General features: G+C 43.3%; 21 protein-coding genes. 7 read left to right on the top strand and 14 right to left on the bottom strand.

Features of this window, described 5'->3' with window-relative positions; all coding sequences use genetic code 11:
- The first annotated feature begins 151 nt into the window (after positions 1–151).
- Genes lolC through lolE form a run of 3 tightly spaced genes read left to right on the top strand, consistent with a single transcriptional unit; the run spans position 152 to position 3295 of the window.
- Positions 152–1354, top strand: coding sequence for a lipoprotein-releasing ABC transporter permease subunit LolC (gene lolC, locus HFU86_RS11375; RefSeq protein ID WP_036953110.1), 1203 nt, complete (start codon positions 152–154; stop codon positions 1352–1354).
- A complete protein-coding gene (lolD, locus tag HFU86_RS11370) occupies positions 1347–2048 on the top strand; it encodes a lipoprotein-releasing ABC transporter ATP-binding protein LolD (protein ID WP_132495258.1) in 702 nt (233 codons plus the stop codon). The genes lolC and lolD overlap by 8 nt, the downstream gene beginning before the upstream one ends.
- Entirely contained in the window at positions 2048–3295 is a 1248-nt protein-coding gene (gene lolE, locus HFU86_RS11365; RefSeq protein ID WP_036953114.1) for a lipoprotein-releasing ABC transporter permease subunit LolE, read from the top strand. The genes lolD and lolE overlap by 1 nt, the downstream gene beginning before the upstream one ends.
- A gap of 54 nt (positions 3296–3349) precedes the next feature.
- On the opposite strand, the gene HFU86_RS11360 is transcribed toward lolE, so the two are convergent.
- From HFU86_RS11360 to HFU86_RS11350, 3 genes are all read right to left on the bottom strand, one after another.
- The gene (locus tag HFU86_RS11360) at positions 3350–3901 is read right to left on the bottom strand and encodes a class IV adenylate cyclase (RefSeq protein ID WP_132495256.1); all 552 of its coding nucleotides are present in this window, start codon (positions 3899–3901) and stop codon (positions 3350–3352) included.
- Between the two features lie 163 nt (positions 3902–4064).
- Positions 4065–5246, bottom strand: coding sequence for a GDSL-type esterase/lipase family protein (locus HFU86_RS20165; RefSeq protein WP_187129291.1), 1182 nt, complete (start codon positions 5244–5246; stop codon positions 4065–4067).
- A 30-nt stretch (positions 5247–5276) separates the two neighbouring features.
- The gene (locus HFU86_RS11350; protein ID WP_187129849.1) at positions 5277–5885 is read right to left on the bottom strand and encodes a TetR/AcrR family transcriptional regulator; all 609 of its coding nucleotides are present in this window, start codon (positions 5883–5885) and stop codon (positions 5277–5279) included.
- A gap of 209 nt (positions 5886–6094) precedes the next feature.
- Here HFU86_RS11350 and HFU86_RS11345 point away from each other — a divergent pair, with 209 nt between their 5' ends.
- Positions 6095–7072, top strand: coding sequence for an alpha/beta fold hydrolase (locus tag HFU86_RS11345; protein WP_187129290.1), 978 nt, complete (start codon positions 6095–6097; stop codon positions 7070–7072).
- Between the two features lie 72 nt (positions 7073–7144).
- On the opposite strand, the gene HFU86_RS11340 is transcribed toward HFU86_RS11345, so the two are convergent.
- Positions 7145–7642, bottom strand: a complete 498-nt coding sequence (locus HFU86_RS11340; protein WP_036953122.1) for a TIGR00645 family protein — start codon at positions 7640–7642, stop codon at positions 7145–7147.
- A gap of 289 nt (positions 7643–7931) precedes the next feature.
- Between HFU86_RS11340 and cobB the strand changes: the two genes are divergently transcribed.
- Positions 7932–8756 (top strand): Sir2 family NAD+-dependent deacetylase, encoded by an 825-nt coding sequence (gene cobB, locus HFU86_RS11335; RefSeq protein ID WP_132495819.1) that lies wholly within the window; start codon positions 7932–7934, stop codon positions 8754–8756.
- A 55-nt stretch (positions 8757–8811) separates the two neighbouring features.
- Here cobB and HFU86_RS11330 read toward each other — a convergent pair whose 3' ends face one another.
- Positions 8812–9522: an SDR family oxidoreductase gene (locus HFU86_RS11330; RefSeq protein WP_187129289.1), complete on the bottom strand. Its 711-nt coding sequence runs from the start codon at positions 9520–9522 to the stop codon at positions 8812–8814.
- A 230-nt stretch (positions 9523–9752) separates the two neighbouring features.
- On the opposite strand from HFU86_RS11330, the gene pepT reads away from it, so the two are divergent.
- Positions 9753–10997, top strand: coding sequence for a peptidase T (gene pepT, locus HFU86_RS11325; RefSeq protein WP_187129288.1), 1245 nt, complete (start codon positions 9753–9755; stop codon positions 10995–10997).
- Positions 10998–11101: 104 nt separating this feature from the next.
- On the opposite strand, the gene HFU86_RS11320 is transcribed toward pepT, so the two are convergent.
- The 9 genes from HFU86_RS11320 to HFU86_RS11280 form a co-directional block, all read right to left on the bottom strand.
- Positions 11102–12226: a ribosomal protein uL16 3-hydroxylase gene (locus HFU86_RS11320; protein ID WP_132495248.1), complete on the bottom strand. Its 1125-nt coding sequence runs from the start codon at positions 12224–12226 to the stop codon at positions 11102–11104.
- 156 nt (positions 12227–12382) lie between these two features.
- On the bottom strand, positions 12383–13840 hold the full coding sequence (gene phoQ, locus HFU86_RS11315) for a two-component system sensor histidine kinase PhoQ (RefSeq protein ID WP_187129287.1): 1458 nt from the start codon (positions 13838–13840) through the stop codon (positions 12383–12385).
- Position 13841: 1 nt separating this feature from the next.
- A complete protein-coding gene (phoP, locus tag HFU86_RS11310; RefSeq protein ID WP_036953130.1) occupies positions 13842–14516 on the bottom strand; it encodes a two-component system response regulator PhoP in 675 nt (224 codons plus the stop codon).
- A gap of 187 nt (positions 14517–14703) precedes the next feature.
- Positions 14704–16074 carry an adenylosuccinate lyase gene (gene purB / locus HFU86_RS11305; RefSeq protein WP_036953131.1) on the bottom strand — a complete coding sequence of 457 codons (1371 nt, stop codon included), beginning with the start codon at positions 16072–16074 and terminating at the stop codon, positions 14704–14706.
- Positions 16075–16091: 17 nt separating this feature from the next.
- Entirely contained in the window at positions 16092–16718 is a 627-nt protein-coding gene (hflD, locus tag HFU86_RS11300; RefSeq protein WP_132495244.1) for a high frequency lysogenization protein HflD, read from the bottom strand.
- 2 nt (positions 16719–16720) lie between these two features.
- Positions 16721–17842: a tRNA 2-thiouridine(34) synthase MnmA gene (gene mnmA / locus HFU86_RS11295; protein WP_154603604.1), complete on the bottom strand. Its 1122-nt coding sequence runs from the start codon at positions 17840–17842 to the stop codon at positions 16721–16723.
- Between the two features lie 83 nt (positions 17843–17925).
- Positions 17926–18375, bottom strand: coding sequence for an NUDIX hydrolase (locus HFU86_RS11290; RefSeq protein ID WP_187129286.1), 450 nt, complete (start codon positions 18373–18375; stop codon positions 17926–17928).
- A complete protein-coding gene (gene rluE / locus HFU86_RS11285) occupies positions 18368–19018 on the bottom strand; it encodes a 23S rRNA pseudouridine(2457) synthase RluE (protein ID WP_187129285.1) in 651 nt (216 codons plus the stop codon). Before rluE ends, HFU86_RS11290 begins: the two co-directional genes overlap by 8 nt.
- Before the next feature lie 151 nt (positions 19019–19169).
- Positions 19170–19823 carry a hypothetical protein gene (locus HFU86_RS11280; RefSeq protein WP_187129284.1) on the bottom strand — a complete coding sequence of 218 codons (654 nt, stop codon included), beginning with the start codon at positions 19821–19823 and terminating at the stop codon, positions 19170–19172.
- A 555-nt stretch (positions 19824–20378) separates the two neighbouring features.
- On the opposite strand from HFU86_RS11280, the gene icd reads away from it, so the two are divergent.
- Positions 20379–21632 (top strand): NADP-dependent isocitrate dehydrogenase, encoded by a 1254-nt coding sequence (icd, locus tag HFU86_RS11275; RefSeq protein WP_187129283.1) that lies wholly within the window; start codon positions 20379–20381, stop codon positions 21630–21632.
- Positions 21633–21677 lie beyond the last annotated feature (45 nt).

The raw sequence follows: 21677 nt of genomic DNA, 5'->3' as shown, positions 1-21677 counted from the left end.
CAGAACTCATTGAGTAGTCTGAAAGTGATCTAAACAAATAGTATTTATAATAAAAAAAACCACAAAAGCGCGGTTGGGTGGTTCCATTCATCAATCGTACCCTTTATTATCCCTGAACACTTCGCTTTGGCAACAGGGACATTACGTTTTCATGCATCAATCTGTCTCACTCTTTATAGGTCTGCGCTATATGCGTGGACGCGCAGTCGATAAATTTGGACGTTTTGTGTCCAGCTTGTCGGCAATAGGCATAACCCTTGGTGTTGCGGCATTGATTGCCGTGACGTCTGTGATGAATGGTTTTGAACGTTCGTTACAAGATAGCATACTTGCTTATATGCCACAGGCCATATTGACCTCAAATACGGGAAATATCGATCCCAATCAACATCCCATCACGGACTTAAAAAACCTCAAAGGCGTTAAGAAAATTGAGCCGATTGTTCAGTCGGAAGTGGTTTTACAAAGTCGAACTAACGTGGGGGTGGGCGTGATGGGAGGAATTCGTTCCGATGAGTCCTCCTTGTTACTCGATAAGCTGATAAGCGGGGATCGCCGAGATTTAATCGATGGGGAATACAACGTTTTTCTCGGTAATCGACTGGCGGAAACCCTCGGCGTAAAACGCGGCGACCAAGTACGCTTGATTATTCCCGGCGTGAGCCAATTAACCCCAATGGGGCGTATACCTAGCCAGCGTTTATTTACGGTTGCGGGTATTTTTCAAACGAATGGCGAAGCGGATACGAGCGAATTGATTGTTGCTCAGCCTGATGCAGCGCGAATGCTACGTTATCCAACCGGAAATATTACTGGCTGGCGTTTATATCTGGACGAACCTCTGCAAGTGGATGTGGCGAGCAAACAGACACTGCCGGAAGGGTTAGTTTGGACAGATTGGCGTGAGCGTAAAGGCGAATTTTTCCAAGCAGTAAGAATGGAAAAAAACATGATGGGTCTGCTGCTGAGCCTGATTATCGCGGTGGCGGCCTTTAACATCATTACGTCGTTATCCTTATTAGTCATGGAAAAACAAGGCGAAGTGGCGATTTTGAAAACCTTAGGGCTCAAACGTAGCAAAATCCTGACTATCTTTATGATCCAAGGTGCGGGCGCGGGCATTATCGGTACATTGATTGGTACCGTGTTGGGTACGCTGCTATCGAGCCAATTGAACGTAATTATGCCGTTAATTGGCTTATTACCACGGGGAGTGGCACTCCCGATTGTACTTGATTATCCGGGTATTTTAATTATTGCGCTGTGCGCGATGCTGATTTCTTTGCTGGCGACGCTTTATCCTTCTTGGCGTGCGGCAGCGGTACAACCTGCTGAGGCTTTACGATATGAATAACCAACCACTTCTGGTCTGTGAACATTTAAGTAAGATTTATCAAGAAGGCGCACTCTCCACAGAAGTGTTAAAGAATGTCAGCTTCACGATGAATGAAGGCGAAACTATGGCTATCGTGGGTAGCTCAGGTTCCGGTAAAAGTACCTTATTACACCTGCTTGGCGGGTTAGATACGCCATCTCAAGGTAATGTCATTTTCCGTGGGCAGCAGATTAATCAGCTTTCTTCCGACGCCCGTGCGGCAATTCGTAATAAAGATCTCGGTTTTATTTATCAATTCCACCATTTATTACCTGATTTTACGGCACTAGAAAATGTGGCGATGCCACTGTTAATTGGCGGTATTGCGAAAGCAACGGCGTTTGCGAAAGCCACCGAAATGTTAAAAGCGGTAGGGTTAGATCACCGAGCTAATCATCGCCCATCTGAATTATCTGGTGGTGAGCGCCAACGTGTTGCTATTGCCCGTGCATTGGTGAATGACCCCGCGTTAGTGCTGGCGGATGAACCAACAGGTAACCTCGATTTGCGTAATGCGGATGCGATTTTTGAATTATTGGGTGAACTAAACCGCAAGCAAAAAACGGCATTTTTAGTGGTCACCCATGATATGAAACTGGCGAGTCGTCTATCCCGACGTTTAGAAATGCGTGATGGTCATTTGCAACAGGAAATTATGCTGGGGGCAATGTAATGATTAAAATGCCTCTGACGCTATTAGCGGCATTGCGATTTAGCCGAGGACGTCGCCGGACAGAAATGGTGTCTTTGGTGTCGATTGTTTCGACCCTTGGCATTGTCTTAGGTGTGGCGGTGTTAATTATAGGCTTAAGTGCCATGAATGGCTTTGAGCGAGAACTGAATAACCGCGTACTCTCGGTAGTGCCTCACGGGCAAATCTACGCGGTTGAAGCCCCTTATCAAGATTGGGAATTTGCCCAAAATGTGATCCGTAAAACGCCGGGTGTGCAAGGGGTCAGCCCCTATGTGAATTTTACGGGGCTACTTGAGCGCGGCGCGAACCTGAAAGCCATCCAGATTATGGGCGTTTCTCACGAGACGGAATCCCAAGTCAGTGCATTGCCTGAGTTTATCCTAAATGATGCGTGGCAACATTTTGAGGCGGGTAAACAGTCAATCATTTTAGGGCAAGGGGTGGCGAATTCGCTGAATGTAAAAGTCGGGGATTGGATAACAATTATGATTCCGAATACCGATGACAGCATGAAAATTCAGCAACCTAAGCGTATTCGTGTCCAAGTGACGGGAATTTTTCGTTTAAGTGGATTACTCGACCATCAGCTTGCTTTAGTTCCGCTAGCGGATGCACAGGAATATCTCGGTTATGGAAACGGCATTAGCGGTTTTGAAATTAAAGCTAAAGATCCTTTCGAAGCCGATAAAGTGGTGTATGACGCTGGGCTTAAAACGATGCATCATGTGGTCGTGAAAAGCTGGATAGGCGATTACGGCTATATGTACAACGACATTCAAGTGGTTCGCAGTGTCATGTACTTGGCGATGATTTTAGTCATCGGGGTCGCTTGTTTTAATATTGTCTCCACGCTAGTGATGGCAGTCAAAGATAAAAGCAGTGATATTGCAGTTCTGCGGACATTGGGGGCAAAAGATAGGCAAATTCGCGCAATCTTCCTGTGGTATGGCTTAATCGGGGGACTGGTTGGTTCACTTATCGGTGTGGTGCTGGGGGTACTAATCTCCTTGAATTTAACCACAATAATTAAGGGACTTGAAGTGATTATCGGTCATCCTATCTTATCAGGGGATATCTATTTTATTGACTTCCTGCCTTCCGAACTGCATGTGATGGATGTGATTTACGTGCTGTCCACCGCGGTTGTTCTGAGCTTATTAGCTAGCTGGTATCCAGCAAGACGCGCAAGTAAGTTAGACCCAGCCCGCATTCTAAGCGGTCAGTAATCAATAAGGCGCGAGTGGAAACAGTCGCGCCTTATTTCATCATGTTAACTAAGGCTATTTCATCAAATTCTCAAGGTACATCTGCTTATAGCTGCGAGTTTCAATTAATGCTTCTGTAAAACCATAATGTTGCGCGGTAGACAGTAATTTGGTGTACAAGTTGTCTAACTCGCTCTCATCGTCTGTCATAATCGCAAATTCAGCAAACCAACCAATACCTTCCAAGTAATCAATGGTGATATGAATATCATCTAGAAAATAGATGCTGCGCTGTTTAGCAATCGTTAGGTAACATTGATATCCCAAGGTGCTCAGCATGTTTTTGACATGTTGGCAATCTGCAATATCAATCGCTTTACACTCGGCACTGCTTGGTCCTTTGACTATCCAGAGCTTAATCCCAGAGGGTGTCATCTCCCGCACGGACATACTGATATTTTGCGCGGCTAACTGCCCATCTTGATAGTCAAAAAAGTCATCAATTTCATGATTATTTACGGTAAATGCTTCAGCATTATCATTGATAAGCTGCTTAAGAAAAGTGTCAGAATTGGGTAGTTTGAATTTAATTTCAGCTTCAAATTTCCCGACAAAATGGTCACTCATTCTATTATCCAAGGCTGTTTTAAATGATGGATTAGGTCGGTGGATAGTAACATAAGGAATGATGGTGTGGCTGAAGGTAATGTTAAGCTGTATCAAAGAATAGCGGAATAATTAGGTACGAAAAGTTATTCTCATACCTATGGTTTCAATGCTAATGACTGTTTTAAACTCCAATAACAGTATCAAGGGAAATTGAATTCGCAACCAACAGATGCCCTGCGTGGTTAAGGTGGAGATGATCCCCGGAATCATAGATTAATGCTAATTGCTGAGGATTTTGTGAGTCGCGCACAAGTTGTTCAGTGTCAATTAATGCATCAAATTCACCGCTAGTGCGTATCCATTCGTTCACTTCTTGGCGAATAGCTTCTTTTTCGGAGGTATAGAAGTTATCTAATCCATACTCGTCTGCACAGCGTAGCGGAACAAGCGTAATGCCGACAACGCGAATATGATGCTGATGCGCCATATCAAGTAATTGACGATAACCTTCAATCAACTGGCTAGCGGAAGGTGTCATATCCGCAGGCGCTAGGGCGGTTTGTGCAAGCCCAATATCATTGAGACCCACTTGTACAATGCAAGTGGTTACGCCAGCTTGCTCAATAACATCCCGAGTAAAGCGAGATAATGTACTGATACCAATACCATCTTTGAGTAAGCGAGAACCCGATTGCCCCGCATTGATCACCGCTGTGTGCTGAGAAACGGTACGCTCAGCAAAAAAATCTACCCAACGGTGATAAGTTCCCATTTCGACACCATTGCCATCCACCATGGAATCGCCAATAACGACAATCGCTTGGCTTGGCGCCTGATTCTGAATTTCAACAGCTTCTAATAATAAACGCGAACTGATTGGTAGGCTTTCTTTCATCATTTTGGAATGAACACCATTACCCGATGTTAATTGAGAATAATGTCGCGCATCCCAATGAAAGGTCTCTACAAGGGTAGGAGCCGGCAGATAGGTTCGTAGGGTGACTTCAGACAAATCGTCAATAGGATGGATGATTTCATCACTGTACACTATTTGCCCTGCGGGGATAGAAACACAAGATTGTCCATTAAACAGAACAGGGGCGCTCCATGACTGTCCAGATGGCGATTTTACAACAATGACATTTTCACCCAACACTAGGGGCTGAGAGCCATAACGATTCGAAAACACAAGGCGTAATTGTTGCCCGCCTAATGTGATGCGCAGCGTTTGCTGTAGGGTTTGGTTATTCAATAAGGTTGGGATCTCCAATGGAAACGGAAATGCTTCACCGCTGGTGGGCTGAGATGTTGAAAGCCATGTGCAAACCCATGCACGACTGGGAGATGAACCGAATGAGGACATAGCAATTTTTCCTAAAATTGAAACGGATAATCAGTGGGCAGTTGATGCTGAGATAAAGGAATCAAACCCAGTCATAGCAACGTCAACCATCGCGAGTAAATGCACTTTACTCACCCCGTCGCGAGCTTGAATCGAAATGCCGTGAAATAGTGTTGAGATATAATCGCCAAGTGCTTGGGTGTTTGTTTCCTTGGGTAAATCCCCTTGAGTTACACCCTCATTTAAACGTTGTATGATGGCGGTGGTACGGTCTTTCCGGTAATTCGCTAGCCAAGACATAATGTTTTCATTTTCACTGGCATAGTTGGTCAGTGATAAAACTACCATGCACCCCTGTGGATGCGTTTGTTGGGTGTAAGTTTCGACAGCTTGGGTTAATAACTGTGTTATTGCTAGACGCGTATTAGGCTCTTGTAATGCAGTATCAGCAAAAGCGCCTTCTTGGCTTAGATACAGGGCGATAGCTTCGCGAAATAGGTTCTCTTTCGAGCCAAATGCCGCATAAATGCGAGCAGAAGCGATGCCTAGAGCAGAGACTAAATCTGACATCGACGTACCTTCATAACCTCTTTGCCAAAAGACAAGTTTTGCTTTATTTAATGCCGCGTCTCGGTCGAACTCTCTTGGTCTTCCCGCCATAACGATGATCCCCTTAAAACATGATAATGATGCGCTGAATGAGAATGCGTTCATATTATCACTTCTTTGTCGAATGACAAATAATTATTATTTATCGATTGACAAAGAATTAAAAAAACCTTTAACCTATTCATTGTTGATCGACAAATAATTAATGCAACTCGTGAATGAGTGGCTTTTTTACCCACATAAAAGTGTATGGAACAAATATGAATTCGGTATTTAAAAAGGTGTTACTCGTTTCTCTGATGACGCTCTCTTTGCAAGCAACAGCTACGTTAGTAGCAGGAAACCTAGCTCAAACAGCCAAAAGTGCTACTCTTCCAGCCATTGAGGCGAATGAAGCCAGCTTTCAACATCACTATGTGAAAGTGAACGGGCAGCGCCTTCACTATGTTACCGCTGGGGAAGGTGAGCCAGTTTTATTGATCCCCGGTTGGCCACAAACATGGTACACGTGGCGCTACGTGATGACGGATCTCGCTGCTAATGGTTATACCGCTATTGCTGTTGATCCATTGGGAACAGGGTATTCTGATAAGCCAGAAAGTGGCTATGATACGGGCGCTGCCGCAACCACATTGCACGAAATGATGAAGCAACTGGGTCATACTCACTATTCAGTGATAGGGCATGATATTGGTATGTGGGTAGGGTATGCGCTGGCCAGTGATTATCCCGCAGACGTGAAAAAGATAGCCTTAACTGAAGCGGTTATTCCAGGATTAGCGCCAGCACCGAGTATTTTCGTTGATCCTGAGGAGAATATTTTCCTCTGGCATTTTATGTTCAACCAAGTGCGAGATTTACCGGAAACGCTGACGGCAGGTAAAGAGCGTGAGTATCTTAACTTTATTTTTGATAATTGGGCTTATCGTCGTGATCGCGTTGCCGCACAGACGTATATTGATGCGTATGCTTCTCCGGGGGGACTGCGAGCTGGTTTTGCTTATTATCGTGCTATTCCACAGACGATTGAGCAAAATAAACAGCGAGCGCAGAAAAAGCTCACCATGCCAGTATTGGCGATTGGGGCGGATCAGGCAACCCGAGATGCGCCGCAATTGACGTTACAGGGGCGAGCAACCCAATTACAAGGGGCGATGCTTGGGGAGTGCGGTCATTTCGTGACGGAGGAGTGTCCTGAACAGTTAATGAGCCACATTTTACCGTTCTTGAAAAAATAATATTTGAAACAATAAGGGAAGCTACAGTGAGCTTCCCTTATTTTATGCCAAATCGTGTGTATTGAGAGAGAACTAATACTTAGCTTTCTTGGTCATTTTATCCAAATAACCCATCACAAACGCTGACAGCACGAAAGTTAAATGAAGGATCACATACCACATCAACTTATCATTTTCGACGTTTTTGAGGTTCATGAAAATCTTCAATAAGTGGATGGATGAGATGGCGACAATGGAGGCAGCCACTTTATTTTTCAGTGACGTTGCATCCATGGTACCAATCCAATTTAGCTTTTCATGATGATCAGATAAATTTAATTGGGAGACGAAGTTTTCGTAACCTGAGAACATCACCATCACCAGTAATCCACCTACCAGCGCCATATCAATGAGCGATAGCAGTGTGAGGATCAAATCAGATTCTGGAATGCTAAAAATGCTTGGCAGAATATGAAATACTTCTTGGAAAAATTTGATGGTTAACGCCAGCAATGTCAGTGATAGCCCCAAATAAATGGGCGCCAGGATCCAACGTGAAGCGTACATCATTCTTTCAAAAAACTTTTCCATGGAAATCCTTCAAATAAGAGAAATCAAAATAGTGAGATGGCAGCTATTTTAGCCGTTAGGTGTGATGGGGATAAAGTTTTTTGTCATCTGAAAGTGAAAAAAATGTCTTTTTGATGATAAAAAAGTTATTAAATCGAGGTTATTGAGATATTTGTTTTACTTTGCAGGAGATGAAGGGTTTTAGTATGTTACTATCCAAATTATGTATAAATAACATAATTTACCATGTTTATATTTTCACTTTTTATACCGACAAATTCACTGCAAGGATGAAAGGAAATTTCCGATGTTGCGATTTCGCCGTAGATTGAAAAAAATAAGTAAAAATAAATGTAAACGCCGTCAGCGACTTCGCAATCGTTCTTACTACATTGATAATAGACTGCTCAGTATGCAAAACATTAACGTGGTTGTATTAACCGGTGCGGGTATTTCTGCAGAATCAGGCATTCAAACCTTCCGTTCGGCAGATGGTTTATGGGAAGAGCATCGCGTGGAAGATGTCGCAACGCCTGAAGGCTTTGCCCGTGATCCACAATTAGTTCAGCGCTTTTACAATGAACGTCGTCGCCAGCTGCAACAAGAGAATATTCAACCGAATGCAGCGCACTATGCATTAGCAAAATTAGAACAAGCGCTAGGGGATAGATTCCTGCTAGTGACGCAGAATATTGATAATTTACATGAGCGTGCGGGGAGCAAGCGCGTGGTTCATATGCACGGTGAATTATTAAAAGTACGTTGTAATTGGTCAAACCAAGTCCTCGAATGGAAAGGGGATTTATCCGTAGAAGAGCGTTGCCACTGCTGCCAGTTCCCTCAGCCACTACGCCCACATATTGTGTGGTTTGGTGAAATGCCGTTTGAAATGGACAGGATCTATCAAGCACTTGGAGAAGCCACGCTGTTTATTTCCATCGGGACATCGGGGCATGTTTATCCAGCGGCAGGGTTTGTGCATGAAGCGCGTTTACAAGGCGCTCATACCGTGCAATTGAATTTAGAACCAAGCCAAGTGGAAAGCGAATTTGAAGAGCGCCATTATGGGCTGGCGAGTAAAGTGGTTAGTGAATATGTGGATGACTTACTGGCAAAGTTAAACAGCGAAGAATAAACATAAAAGGGAGCTTTTGCTCCCTTTTTTATGCACTGAGCAAATTAGGTTTATATCACACGTTTTCATCTAACATGGCGGGCATGGTAATTTCTTTTACGCAGGTGGCGCTGCTGGTGCTAAGAATAAAGCGCACGGCATTGACCACATCTTGCAGCGGAATTAACGCACCTTCACTTTTTTCAATCACCTCATTCACTGGCATAGATAACGGATATTCCGTGGCGAGATAACCTAAGTTCAAAATAGAAATACCGATATTATCTTGGCGCAAGGTTTCTCTCAATGATTGCACAATCCCGCGTAGGGCATACTTGGTCGCGCTAAAGGTGACTTCTTTGCCATTATGATTATCCAGCCCCCACGTAGAGCCAATTAAAATAATTTTACTATTGTTGCCTAAACGCAAGTTACTGAGTAGTGCTTTCAAATTCAACAGGCAGGCACTGATATTGGTCTGGATCATGGTGAGTAATTCAACATCACTGGTGGACTCGAAATCATATTCTTCAGTAAAGGCGAGTTTTTCCCAAATGCCGACATTATAAATTAGGGTATCAATGGGTTTTTCGCCTAGCTGCTTTTTGATAATTGAAGCCGATTGAATATCACTAAGATCAGCGGGTATCCAGTGAAATTGCGCACCACCAAAAGGTGGTTCAGTGCGAGAAACTCCGTACACAGTATCCGTTTGGTCAGGCACTCCTTCAATTAATGCTTTACCTAACCCTTTACTAACACCGTAAATTAAAAATGTTTTTGCCATCGTATTCCCACCTTAAAAATCATTCTATAGCGCATTTCGTTATATAAGATAGCCATTATATAACATGGTACTTAACGCGTTGTGTTATCCAAAAGTGCAGCCGAAAATGAACAATAAATTAAATTAATTAGTTATCTTCCTCACTCTTTAGCTGCAAATCTGATTTGAAACAATAATTGTTTCTGTGATCTTTCCCATAATATCCCCATTGATATTTAGGGGGAGGAAGTATGGACAAACTCTTGGAGCGGTTTTTTGAATACACTGCGTTTGATACACAATCAAAACTGAATGCAAAAACAGTACCTAGTAGCACTGGCCAGCTAAAATTTGCCCGCGCGTTAGCCAAAGAATTAAATATCCTTGGCTTTGAAAAAGTGACGCTGTCGGAACATGGCTGTTTAACGGCTATCATGCCATCCAATGTCGATTGGGATGTGCCTGCGATAGGCTTCATTTCGCATTTGGATACCGCCCCAGATTATTCGGGCAAAAATGTGTGCCCGCAAGTGCTTGAGAATTATCGTGGTGGCGATATTGCTCTCGGCATTGGTGATGAAGTTTTATCCCCCGTTATGTTCCCTGTATTGCACGAAATGATTGGCAAAACGCTGATTATGACCGATGGCAAAACCTTATTAGGGGCGGATGATAAAGCGGGTATCGCAGAAATTATTACCGCGATTGTGCGTTTAGAAGGGCAAAATGTTCCACACGGAAAAATCTGTGTTGCCTTTACGCCAGATGAAGAAATTGGTCGTGGTGCACAACATATCGATTTTAAAGAATTTGATGCTCGCTGGGCTTATACCGTTGATGGTGGTGGTGTCGGTGAACTCGAATTCGAAAACTTTAACGCTGCCAATGTCTCTATTAAAATTGTGGGTAACAATACACATCCTGGTAGCGCCAAAGGTGTGATGGTCAATGCGTTGGGTTTAGCAACGCGAATCCATTCTATGTTACCACCGGATGAAACACCTGAAAATACGGAAGGTTACGAAGGCTTTTATCACTTAACGTCCATTAAAGGTAACGTGGAAAAAGCGGAAATGAACTACATTATCCGTGATTTTGATTTAGCCAATTTTGAAGCGAGAAAGAAAAATATTATTCGTATCGCAGAAAAAGTGGGTGAAGGGCTGCACCCAAGCTGCTATATCGAGCTGACATTGGATGATAGCTACTACAATATGCATAAAGAAGTGATGAAATATCCGCATGTTGTTGAATTAGCGAAACAAGCGATGCTGGATTGTGATATTGAGCCTGTTATCAAGCCTATCCGTGGGGGAACGGACGGTGCGCAGTTATCATATCGGGGCTTACCATGCCCGAATATTTTTACTGGTGGCTATAACTTCCATAGTAAACATGAGTTTATTACTCAAGAAGGAATGGAGCAGGCGGTGAGCGTGATTATGAGAATTGCGGAATTAACGGCTATTCATGCAAAACGCAATACTGATAAATAGCTTTGATGCGTGCTTAATATAAAAAACAGCGATAAAAATGCCCCGATGTGAAGTGATGATATTCGGGGCATTTGCTGTTTGTTGGCGGTTAATTATAGGACTAATTAGTCGTCAAAATACCAATATCCGCTATTAATCAATGCTGTCATTAAGGCGATAAAATTGACATCGTCTAATGCGTCACCAAGATTTGCATGGTTGACGGAATCGAAACGGCACAGGCTATCAGCGGCTTCATAGCATTTAGTCTCTAAAGACTCACCGTTAACAAAGAACTGATCACCAACACGAAGAGCACGCAACCCATTGAGTTTATATAGAGTTTCTTGCTGTTCTTTCAATAAATTATAAATCTCATCTTGTTCATAAGGCGGCTCTGGCGGTGCCAAATCCAGCTCATGACGTGATTGAGAAATAAATTCACCTAACCACTTACGGAATAGCTCTGGATCATGAATCAGTGATTCCATCATTTCGCGCAGCTTAATCTGTTCGCCTTGCAAAATTTCAGCCGGATTATCACGGAAAGAAAGGTCAGGGTCGCTGTAGCGATAGCTGCCTAAATCATTGGAAATTAAATGGTCAGCAAAGCTGCTCATTAATTCACGGGCATTAGGCGCGCGGAAACCGACAGAGAAATTCAGTGATGGCTCAATGGCATAACCTTCGTGGGGGAATCCAGGTGGGATATACAGGATATCACCGGGTTCCATCTCTTCGTCAATAATGGCATCAAAAGGCTGTACTTGCAGTAAGTCAGGATGCGGGGAGTGCTGTTTCATTGGGATCTTTTCCCCAACACGCCAGTGACGACGACCTTCGCCTTGAATAATGAATACATCGTATTGGTCGAGATGAGGACCTACACCACCACCCGGAACGGAGTAGGAGATCATTAAATCATCCATACGCCAGTCAGAAAGGACACGGAAAGGTTTCATCAGTTGGGCACTTGGGTAGTGCCAGTGGTCAACGGCTTGAACCAAGATTGACCAGTTTTCTTCACCTAAATGATCGTAGCTTTCGAATGGACCGTGGGCGACTTGCCAGAGCCCGTTTTGATGGCTGACTAAACGGCTATCAACCTCATCTTCCATCGCTAATCCCGCGAGTTCATCAGGCGAGATAGGATCAATAAAACGCGTAAAACCCTGTTTGATAAGCAGAGGTCGTTTCTGCCAATGACTGTCCAGAAAACTCTGCCAGTCAAGATTCAGTTTATAATCCATCTTATTGTTCCCTAGTTATGACAAAACTTCCTAAATAGTATACCGGAAATGGATTGTAAAACAGGGCTTAGAGGGCGTCAGTTCACAGATTAGCCATCTTCATATGCAGATGAACGAATTATCTTCGTTTATGCCCTAGCTATCTCAATTCAAGACCTAAGCATCTTCAATCACTGCTTGCTGCCTAAAGGTGACGGCGACGCGAGCACCGCCAAGTGGACTATCTGAAATGGTAATTTCACCATCATATTGGTCGATGATATCCACCGCGATTGATAGCCCCAAACCTTGCCCTGGTCTTAGGGTGTCAGCGCGTTGACCTCGCATAAATATCATGCTGCGCTTACTCTCTGGGACGCCAGGACCATCGTCATCCACAAAAATGGTTAGGCTATCGTGATCGACAAGGGCAGTGACTTCCACAAATTCAAGGCAATATTTACAGGCGTTTTCCATAATATTGCCCATCACTTCCATAAAATCATTAGGCTGACCTAGCCATGTGATTTCAGGGGAGATATCGACGGTGATGGAGACACCTTTGTTGAGGTACACTTTATGCAGTGCGCTAGAGAGACTATCTAAGATAGAAGGTACTGAAGCGATTTCCCGCAGCATCAGGTTTTCATCCCCTTGATTCGAGGCGCGATGCAAATAGTAGCCAACTTGCTGAGAAATGCGTCCTATTTGTTCCAACATGATAGGTTCTGCTTGTTCGATGGTCATTTGCTTACCAGAGCGTAGAAGCCGCAATGTGGATTGTAATACAGCCAACGGGGTTTTTAGGCTGTGGGTTAAATCGGACAATGTAGTGCGATATTTGCTATAGCGTTTGCGTTCGTTACTCAGCAAAATATTCAAATTCCGTACCAAGCCTCGCAGTTCTGCTGGCGGGTTTTCATCCAGCGTTTCTCGCTCCCCTTTTTCAAGGCTACTAATTTGTGAAATCAGTGACTTAATGGGGCGCACACTCCAATAGGCTGCAAGCCATAACAGCGGGATCACCAGTATAAAGTTGGCGAGTAACACGTAACCAAACCAGTCCCAGACAACGCCCGTGCTTTGTAAGTCTTGAGGTAACGTATCGACGACGACAATCGTCAGTGCTGGCATGGTTTCAGTTTCTAAATACTGGTTAACTGAAACGGAGTGAGTTAATGGCTCATCGATATTATCTATATCATTGAGTCGATGGCTGTAGTCTGGGTTATTGTTCATCAATTGGCGCGTCTCATCGAAATCGGTATCAATTTCGTATAACCCATTCTTTTTTAACCAATCGAGTTGAATAAGACGCTCGACGCTGGGGACTTCTCGTTGGCGCCAGACAGTTTGCCCATTTTTATCATAAATAATGATCAGCGAGGGGTTGTTCAACGTAAAGTTTGGGGGAACGCGAATATCAATTTTATTATCTTGCCACTGAGCAAGGCTGTAAATTAGGTTACTTTGGCTACGTAGTAACGTGTAGGTCGTTCGGTCAAAACTGACCAAATAGCCCACAACAGCGACAATTCCATAAGCGAGGGTTAGCGCCAGAATGACGGCTGACGTTGCACAAATAAAACGCGCCTGTAAAGAGATGGGTTTGAACCTAAATTTACGCAGTTTCATATTAGCTGTTCACATCGAAACGGTAGCCTTGACCTCGAACAGTCACAATCACTTCTTGGGCATGGAACTGTTGGATTTTTTTACGTAAACGTCCCATAAGCACATCGATAGTGTGGCTTTCCCGTAGCTCTGCATCTGGATAGAGCTGGCGCATGAGGGAGTCTTTACTGACCACTTTTCCATTATTGCGCAGCAAAGTTTCAATAATGGTGTATTCAAATGCAGTGAGTTTGACCGACTCACCATTAACGGTGAATTCTTTACGGGAAAGGTCAATAACAAAGTTTTCAAGTTCAAGCACTTGGGAGGCTAATCCACTGTTACGGCGCATCAATGCTTGCATCCGTGCGACCAGCTCTTCTAGTTGAAAAGGTTTGGTGACATAGTCATCAGCGCCACTATTGAGAGCTTGAACCTTTTCTTGCCAGCTTTCTCGTGCAGTTAGGACGAGGAGCGGAATGCTGACATGGTTACTGCGCCAGCGTTTGATCATAGAAAGCCCATCTTCATCGGGAAGACCTAAGTCCACGACTGCAATATCGGGATGGCTTTCATTCAGAAAATAGTCCGCTTCTTTTGCATCTTCAGCAGAATCTACCTGATGACCTAATTCTTTGAGTTGAACGGTTAAATGGTGACGAAGTAGGGCGTTATCTTCGACGATAAGAATGCGCATCTGAGAACCTCACATAAAGAAAGCATGCAAATGAGAATATTATAATGAGTATGGTAGAAAGAGATGGGATAGGGAACAAGATCTTAACTAAATATAAGTCAAACAGATCGGAAAAATAGTCGAATCTGAGATTTTTTGGAAAAGAAAAACAGGCGACACGAATGCCGCCTGTTTGAATAACTATAAATTACTTGATTTCATCAATAAAATTAATCGCATAGCCAATGTAGTTGGCTGGCGTCATCGCTTTGAGACGCTCTTTTTCGCTTTCTGGAAGTTCTAAACCATCGATAAACTGTTTCATGCCTTCAGCGGTAACGCGTTTACCACGAGTCAATTCTTTCAGTTTTTCATACGGTTTTTCGATGCCATAACGGCGCATTACCGTCTGGATTGGCTCAGCGAGGACTTCCCAGTTTTGATCTAATTCATCCAGTAAGTGCTGTTCGTTAACTTCTAATTTGTTCAAGCCTTTCATTGTGGATTGGTAAGCAATCAGGGCATAGCCTAAACCGACACCTAAGTTACGCAGAACGGTTGAGTCTGTCAGGTCACGCTGCCAGCGAGAAACAGGCAATTTGCTTGCTAAATGGCCTAATACCGCGTTTGCTAAACCTAAGTTACCTTCTGAGTTTTCAAAGTCGATAGGGTTAACTTTGTGTGGCATAGTGGATGAGCCAATTTCACCAGCAATGGTTTTTTGCTTAAAGTGATTTAAAGCAACGTAGCCCCAAATATCACGGTCAAAGTCCAATACGATAGTGTTGAAACGCGCAACACAATCAAACAGTTCTGCGATATAGTCGTGCGGTTCGATTTGGGTGGTGAACGGGTTCCATTGAATGCCCAGTGAAGTTACGAATGTTTCACTGAATTCGTGCCAGTTAACTTCTGGGTAAGCGGCAATATGGGCGTTATAGTTACCAACGGCACCATTGATTTTACCTAAGATTTCCACTTGTTCTAACTGGCGGTATTGACGCTCTAAACGGTACGCAACATTAGCAAATTCTTTACCAATAGTGGATGGTGTTGCTGGTTGACCATGAGTACGTGACAGTAAAGGTAAAGTACGGTATTCGTGCGCCATTGCTTTAACTTTATCAATGATTTGACGCCATTGTGGCAGTAAAACCTCTTCACGAGCGGTTTTCAGCATTAAGGCATGGGACAGGTTATTGATGTCTTCCGACGTACAAGCAAAGTGAATAAATTCAGAGACCGCATGCAGAGCAGGGATGTGCGCCACTTTTTCTTTCAGGAAATATTCTACTGCTTTAACATCGTGGTTAGTTGTGCGTTCAATTTCTTTGATACGCATTGCATCTTTTTCGCAGAAGTTCGCGACGATTTCATCTAAGTAAGCGATTGCGTCAGCATCAAATGAAGGAACTTCTTTGATTTGAGCGGTTGCAGCCAGTTTTTGCAGCCAGCGAACTTCAACTTGCACACGAAATTTCAGTAAGCCAAACTCACTAAAAATAGTGCGTAAAGCGCTGACTTTATCACCGTAACGGCCGTCAATCGGGGATACAGCGGTCAGTGAGGATAATTCCATTGGTAGCAACTCCAGATTTATAGGTGAGACAAAATTTGTTTCGCCTGATTAGACAGACGGCTTCGAGAAAACATCAGTTGGAGGCGACTTCCACCAACTTGCTGCCAGAGAACTGCACAGCGAATACCTGCGAGCAATGTGGCTCTAACTTTGGCTTGAACAACGGTGTTTTTCAGAATATCAGGGGAGCCTGTCACTTGAATTCGAGGACCTGCTGGGCTGACTACATCCACATAAATTCCGGCGAGTGCGTTAAAAACACCTTCAGACATCGGTTCGAAATAGCTAGCTTGACGCTCAAATTGCTCAATTCGTTGACCGAGTTGGTTCATGGCATTGTCATCTTTGCTTAAGCGGCGTTCTAGCGCCATGATGCTAAGCATATAGCGGGTCATCTCTGCAGAGATCCCACTATTACCCCCGGTTAACATGCCAAGCAGGGCAGTTAAACCGGTTTTTAAATTCGCTTCGTCATTACCGAATACATCCAGTGTGGTGGATGGATTCATGTTGGTCAGGCTATTGACCATGGTTTTACCATCTTGCTCATTAAAGGTGCCTTCATGAGCGAGCTTTTGTACCATCAGACTTGCTTGGCAGATACCCGCTAAGGCTAGCGTGATATCGTAATAGTTTTTAGCCACATTTACTCCTGAATACGGGCTTCAATAACGCCGCCACCGAGGCAGACTTCGTCGATATAAAATACCGCAGATTGTCCCGGAGTAACAGCTGCAACCGGATAATCGAAAGTGACTTGGATTTTCTCGGCGCTCAATGGGGTGATTGTACAAGGGATATCCGCTTGACGGTAACGAGTTTTCACCACGCAGCGCAATGGCTCAGTTAATGTTTGTCTATCAACCCAATCTAATTGCTGAGCAATTAAGCCTGTAGACATTAAACGTGGATGCTCATGACCTTGCGCTACAATCAATTGATTGTTTTCAACGTCTTTATCGACTACATACCATGGCTCTTCAGAACCGTCTTTGGTGCCGCCAATGCCTAATCCTTTACGTTGACCTAATGTGTGGTACATCAACCCTTCGTGCTGACCAATGGTTTCACCGTCAACGGTGACTATTGGACCTGGTTGAGCAGGGAGGTAGCGCCCGAGGAAATCGCGGAATTTACGCTCACCAATAAAGCAGATTCCAGTAGAATCTTTTTTCTTCGCAGTCACTAAGCCAATTTCTTCAGCGATGCGACGTACTTCCGGTTTTTCTAATTCACCCACTGGGAATAAGCTTTTTGCCACTTGTTCATGGCTGAGGGTATACAGGAAGTAGCTTTGGTCTTTATTATTGTCTAAGCCCCGTAATAGCTGGCTTTTGCCGTCAACATCACGGCGACGCACATAGTGACCCGTTGCAATATAATCTGCGCCCAGATCTTCGGCAGCAAACTCTAAGAACGCTTTAAATTTGATCTCTTTGTTACACAGAATATCTGGGTTTGGGGTACGACCGGCTTTGTATTCTTCTAAAAAGTGTTCGAATACATTGTCCCAATATTCAGCGGCAAAGTTGATGGTGCGCAGTTCGATACCGAGTTTGTCGCATACCGCTTGTGCATCTGCAAGGTCAGTCGCCGCGGTGCAGTATTCTTCGTTATCGTCTTCTTCCCAGTTCTTCATAAACAGACCGACCACCTGATACCCTTGCTGCTTGAGCAGGTAAGCGGAAACGGATGAATCAACACCACCGGACATACCGACGATGACCTTAATTTGGCTATTATCTGATTTGGTACTGTTATTTGACATGGGAAATAGTCTCAATGCGGAAAAATCAAGCCCCATACTTTAGCACGTTGCCCCCTTGTTGCACCAGCGTTAGGAGAATAATGTTATTCGTAATGCTCTCCGAAGGCGGCCAAAACGCTCAAAGGATAGCGAGTACCTTCTTGGTAGCAGCGGATACTTTGGGCAACTAAAGGGGATCGAAGGCATTGGCTAGTCAGGATGTCTTCTGCGCTAACCCAATGACAAGCGCTGATATCATCATCGTGGGGATGGGTTTCGCAAGGGGCATCCAGTTCAAGGGCGAATAAGACGCGAATAAATTGGGTTTTATCTGGGGCTATCCACTGGTGAATTTTAATTAATGCCTGCGGTTCGCCAATAATGCCCGTCTCTTCATACAGTTCGCGAGTGGCAGCTTTCACTAATGTTTCATCGGCTTCAAGGTGTCCTGCGGGTTGATTCCATGTGGGTTTGTTATTCACCCACTCTTCGACCACTAAAAAACGCCCTTGGGCATGGACAATGGTGGCAACAGTAACATTGGGTTTAAACAACAGTGACCTCCTTCCATTCGCCGGAAGATAAGTTATCGAGCGTAAAATTTCCCATGGCGTAGCGTATTAATCGCAATGTGGGAAAACCAATATTGGCAGTCATTCGACGAACTTGTCGATTTCTTCCTTCATAAAGCGTGATCTTTAACCAAGATGTGGGAATGTTCTTACGCTCACGGATCGGTGGAACTCGTACCCATAACCATTCTGGCTCACTGACTAACTCGATGCCTGCGGGGAGGGTAGGTCCATCATTTAGGGTTAATCCCTGACGAAATTTTGCGAGGGCGATTTCATCGGGGATACCTTCTACTTGAGCATAGTAGATTTTTCCTGTTTTTTTCTGTGGTTGGGTAAGCTGAGCTTGTAATTTTCCATCATTAGTGAGGACTAACAGACCTTCACTGTCTCTATCCAAACGCCCAGCGGCATAAACATCAGAGATGGGAATATAGTTTTTTAACGTTTCCCGCCCTTGCTCATCCGTAAATTGCGGGAGTACATCAAATGGTTTATTGAAAATAATCACTTTGTGCGGCTGGGTTGGGCGTGCCACGCGAGAAGATGAATTCGTTGCCAATGAACGACGTTGCTTTGAATGTGGTGCAGTTTTCTTAGTATGCTTGCGATTAGGTGCGTTCATAATACTTTTATTGAGAGTCATTCATGTAATGGGCAATAGAATAGCGATATTTTGGCGATAAAGTAAGGCTGTTTTGGTTGGTTATTTAAGGGAGGGATACGAGCAATCAGCAGGTAGCTCTCCCTTAATTTATCGGATATTGACTTATGGCTTACTGATTTATTTCATCGATAAAACGAGAGAAAGCGATAAATATTTTCTCTATCAAATGCACACAAAGAATGTGTTCTTCATCCGTATAATTAATGGTATCAATTAATTCTGCATCACTGCCCATCGCATGACCAGATTCGTGAGTCAAATGAAGATCACCGCAATATTTAAGTGGCGCAGGAGATAATTTAGCGATTTGATTAATGTACGTAAAGAATACGCGCCCCGTTGCTTCCATGCTTTCAATGACAGCTAAGCGAATTTTAGCGGGTTGATTGACGATGGCACTGATTAATTCATAGGTGAGCTTACGGTTAGCTTCCATTTGTGGCGACCATAACCATACTAAGGTATCCGTAAAAAGTTGTGGCTCATTCATACGCAATGTGCGGAGATCATCGATATACCAATACCAATGATCCGAATCTTCTAACGCATGATTATTCACCGCAATTTCTAAATCATCTTGAGGATTTTCAAAGGGAAGAATGTATTTATTAATGTCTCCAAACGTCAAAATAAAGAAAGCTATTTTGGGTAAGAACGCCAGTGACTCCTTGATGGGTAACGATGGGTTAATAGGATTGTGAAAAAAAGGATGCTGTGAAAATGCTTTTTGTTTGAGATTGATTAAGTCTGATAACTTTTCCATATATTCACCTTTCATATTATCTTGAATTAATAATTATATTTTTAATAAATAAAAGTTTATCTTTCTTAATCTATTACGGTGTTTCATTATTTATCTAGATAGAATTCAATCAAATTAGCAACAATCTAAAATTGTTTAAAATCAATGCGATTTCGGTTTACGTGCATTAAAACCATTAAGTGCGAATAATTTAATTAAATCTATTAAATCTATTAAATCATAAAGATAATATGAGAATATATTAATTTCTGTGAGCAGTACGAATGTTTGGATAAGGTATTTTAGATAAGCTATGGAATAAGGTCGTTCAGTATTTAGGTTGTGATTTAGCTTAGTATTTAACTTTTTAGAGTGTTAACATTTTTTTTTAATATCATGATTATATTGAATTTGTTTTGATTTTATTGAGTGTTTGGACGCGGAGATAATGCGTTAAATGCGATCTGTATAAAAGCTTAGCTTAGTAATCATTGGCGTTCGACGCAGATTGCAGTAGTATTGACAGGTCTCTTACAAAAAATTAACAAGCAAAATACGCAAGTGAAGGAGAGGTTAATGGATAGCAAAGTAGTAGTTCCGGCAGAAGGCGCTAAAATAACCATTGATGCAAAAGGTAAATTACACGTTCCGAACAACCCAATTATCCCTTTCATTGAAGGTGACGGTATTGGGGTTGATGTCACTCCAGCAATGTTAAAAGTTGTCGATGCAGCAGTTAAAAAAGCCTATAACGGTGAGCGTAAAATTTCTTGGATGGAAATTTATACCGGCGAAAAATCCACTCAGTTATATGGTAAAGATGTTTGGTTACCGCAAGAAACTCTCGATTTAATCCGCGATTACCGCGTTTCTATTAAAGGCCCATTAACCACACCAGTAGGTGGCGGCATTCGTTCCCTCAACGTTGCACTTCGTCAACAGCTTGATTTATACATCTGCCTACGTCCAGTTCGTTACTACAAAGGCACACCAAGTCCAGTTAAACAACCTGAACTCACAGATATGGTGATCTTCCGTGAAAACTCAGAAGATATCTATGCAGGTATTGAGTGGAAAGCGGGCAGTGCAGAAGCAGATAAAGTGATCAAATTCCTGCAAAACGAAATGGGCGTAACGAAAATTCGTTTCCCACAAGATTGCGGTATTGGTATCAAGCCATGTTCTGAAGAAGGTACAAAACGTTTAGTTCGTGCAGCGATTGAATATGCTATCGATAATAGCCGTGATTCAGTGACTTTAGTTCATAAAGGCAACATTATGAAATTCACTGAAGGTGCATTTAAAGATTGGGGTTACCAATTAGCACAAGAAGAATTCGGTGGTGAATTAATCGATGGCGGTCCATGGGTTAAAATCAAGAATCCAAAAACTGGCAAAGATATCATCGTTAAAGACGTTATCGCGGATGCATTCTTACAACAAATCCTGCTGCGTCCAGCAGAGTATGATGTTATCGCGTGTATGAACCTGAACGGTGACTATATTTCTGACGCATTAGCGGCACAAGTTGGTGGTATCGGTATTGCACCGGGCGCAAATATTGGTTCTGAATGCGCGCTGTTCGAAGCGACTCACGGTACCGCACCGAAATACGCAGGCCAAGATAAAGTAAACCCAGGTTCTATCATTCTGTCCGCAGAGATGATGCTGCGCCACATGGGTTGGGTTGAAGCGGCAGACTTAATCGTTAAAGGTATGGAAGGCGCAATCGCGGCTAAGACTGTAACTTACGATTTCGAACGTCAATTAGAAGGCGCTAAATTACTGAAATGTAGCGAATTCGGCGACGCAATCATCAAACACATGTAATTTATTACGTAGTGTGATAAAAAACGGGAACTTAATAGTTCCCGT

The sequence above is a fragment of the Providencia sp. JUb39 genome, from assembly GCF_012272845.1.
Taxonomy (GTDB): Bacteria; Pseudomonadota; Gammaproteobacteria; order Enterobacterales; family Enterobacteriaceae; genus Providencia; species Providencia lanzhouensis.
Note: the sequence above shows the minus strand (reverse complement) of the source record. Positions and strands in the feature narration are given on the sequence as shown.

What these genes read in the sequence shown, in the direction of transcription:
- HFU86_RS11280 (WP_187129284.1), bottom strand. Translation starts at nt 19,823, where the DNA reads ATGGAAAAGTTATCAGACTTAATCAATCTCAAACAAAAAGCATTTTCA.
- HFU86_RS11345 (WP_187129290.1), top strand. Translation starts at nt 6,095, where the DNA reads ATGAATTCGGTATTTAAAAAGGTGTTACTCGTTTCTCTGATGACGCTC.
- pepT (WP_187129288.1), top strand. Translation starts at nt 9,753, where the DNA reads ATGGACAAACTCTTGGAGCGGTTTTTTGAATACACTGCGTTTGATACA.
- HFU86_RS11340 (WP_036953122.1), bottom strand. Translation starts at nt 7,642, where the DNA reads ATGGAAAAGTTTTTTGAAAGAATGATGTACGCTTCACGTTGGATCCTG.
- lolC (WP_036953110.1), top strand. Translation starts at nt 152, where the DNA reads ATGCATCAATCTGTCTCACTCTTTATAGGTCTGCGCTATATGCGTGGA.
- HFU86_RS11360 (WP_132495256.1), bottom strand. Translation starts at nt 3,901, where the DNA reads ATGAGTGACCATTTTGTCGGGAAATTTGAAGCTGAAATTAAATTCAAA.
- phoP (WP_036953130.1), bottom strand. Translation starts at nt 14,516, where the DNA reads ATGCGCATTCTTATCGTCGAAGATAACGCCCTACTTCGTCACCATTTA.
- icd (WP_187129283.1), top strand. Translation starts at nt 20,379, where the DNA reads ATGGATAGCAAAGTAGTAGTTCCGGCAGAAGGCGCTAAAATAACCATT.
- mnmA (WP_154603604.1), bottom strand. Translation starts at nt 17,842, where the DNA reads ATGTCAAATAACAGTACCAAATCAGATAATAGCCAAATTAAGGTCATC.
- HFU86_RS20165 (WP_187129291.1), bottom strand. Translation starts at nt 5,246, where the DNA reads ATGTCCTCATTCGGTTCATCTCCCAGTCGTGCATGGGTTTGCACATGG.
- phoQ (WP_187129287.1), bottom strand. Translation starts at nt 13,840, where the DNA reads ATGAAACTGCGTAAATTTAGGTTCAAACCCATCTCTTTACAGGCGCGT.
- HFU86_RS11330 (WP_187129289.1), bottom strand. Translation starts at nt 9,522, where the DNA reads ATGGCAAAAACATTTTTAATTTACGGTGTTAGTAAAGGGTTAGGTAAA.
- rluE (WP_187129285.1), bottom strand. Translation starts at nt 19,018, where the DNA reads ATGAACGCACCTAATCGCAAGCATACTAAGAAAACTGCACCACATTCA.
- HFU86_RS11350 (WP_187129849.1), bottom strand. Translation starts at nt 5,885, where the DNA reads ATGGCGGGAAGACCAAGAGAGTTCGACCGAGACGCGGCATTAAATAAA.
- lolE (WP_036953114.1), top strand. Translation starts at nt 2,048, where the DNA reads ATGATTAAAATGCCTCTGACGCTATTAGCGGCATTGCGATTTAGCCGA.
- lolD (WP_132495258.1), top strand. Translation starts at nt 1,347, where the DNA reads ATGAATAACCAACCACTTCTGGTCTGTGAACATTTAAGTAAGATTTAT.
- HFU86_RS11320 (WP_132495248.1), bottom strand. Translation starts at nt 12,226, where the DNA reads ATGGATTATAAACTGAATCTTGACTGGCAGAGTTTTCTGGACAGTCAT.
- purB (WP_036953131.1), bottom strand. Translation starts at nt 16,074, where the DNA reads ATGGAATTATCCTCACTGACCGCTGTATCCCCGATTGACGGCCGTTAC.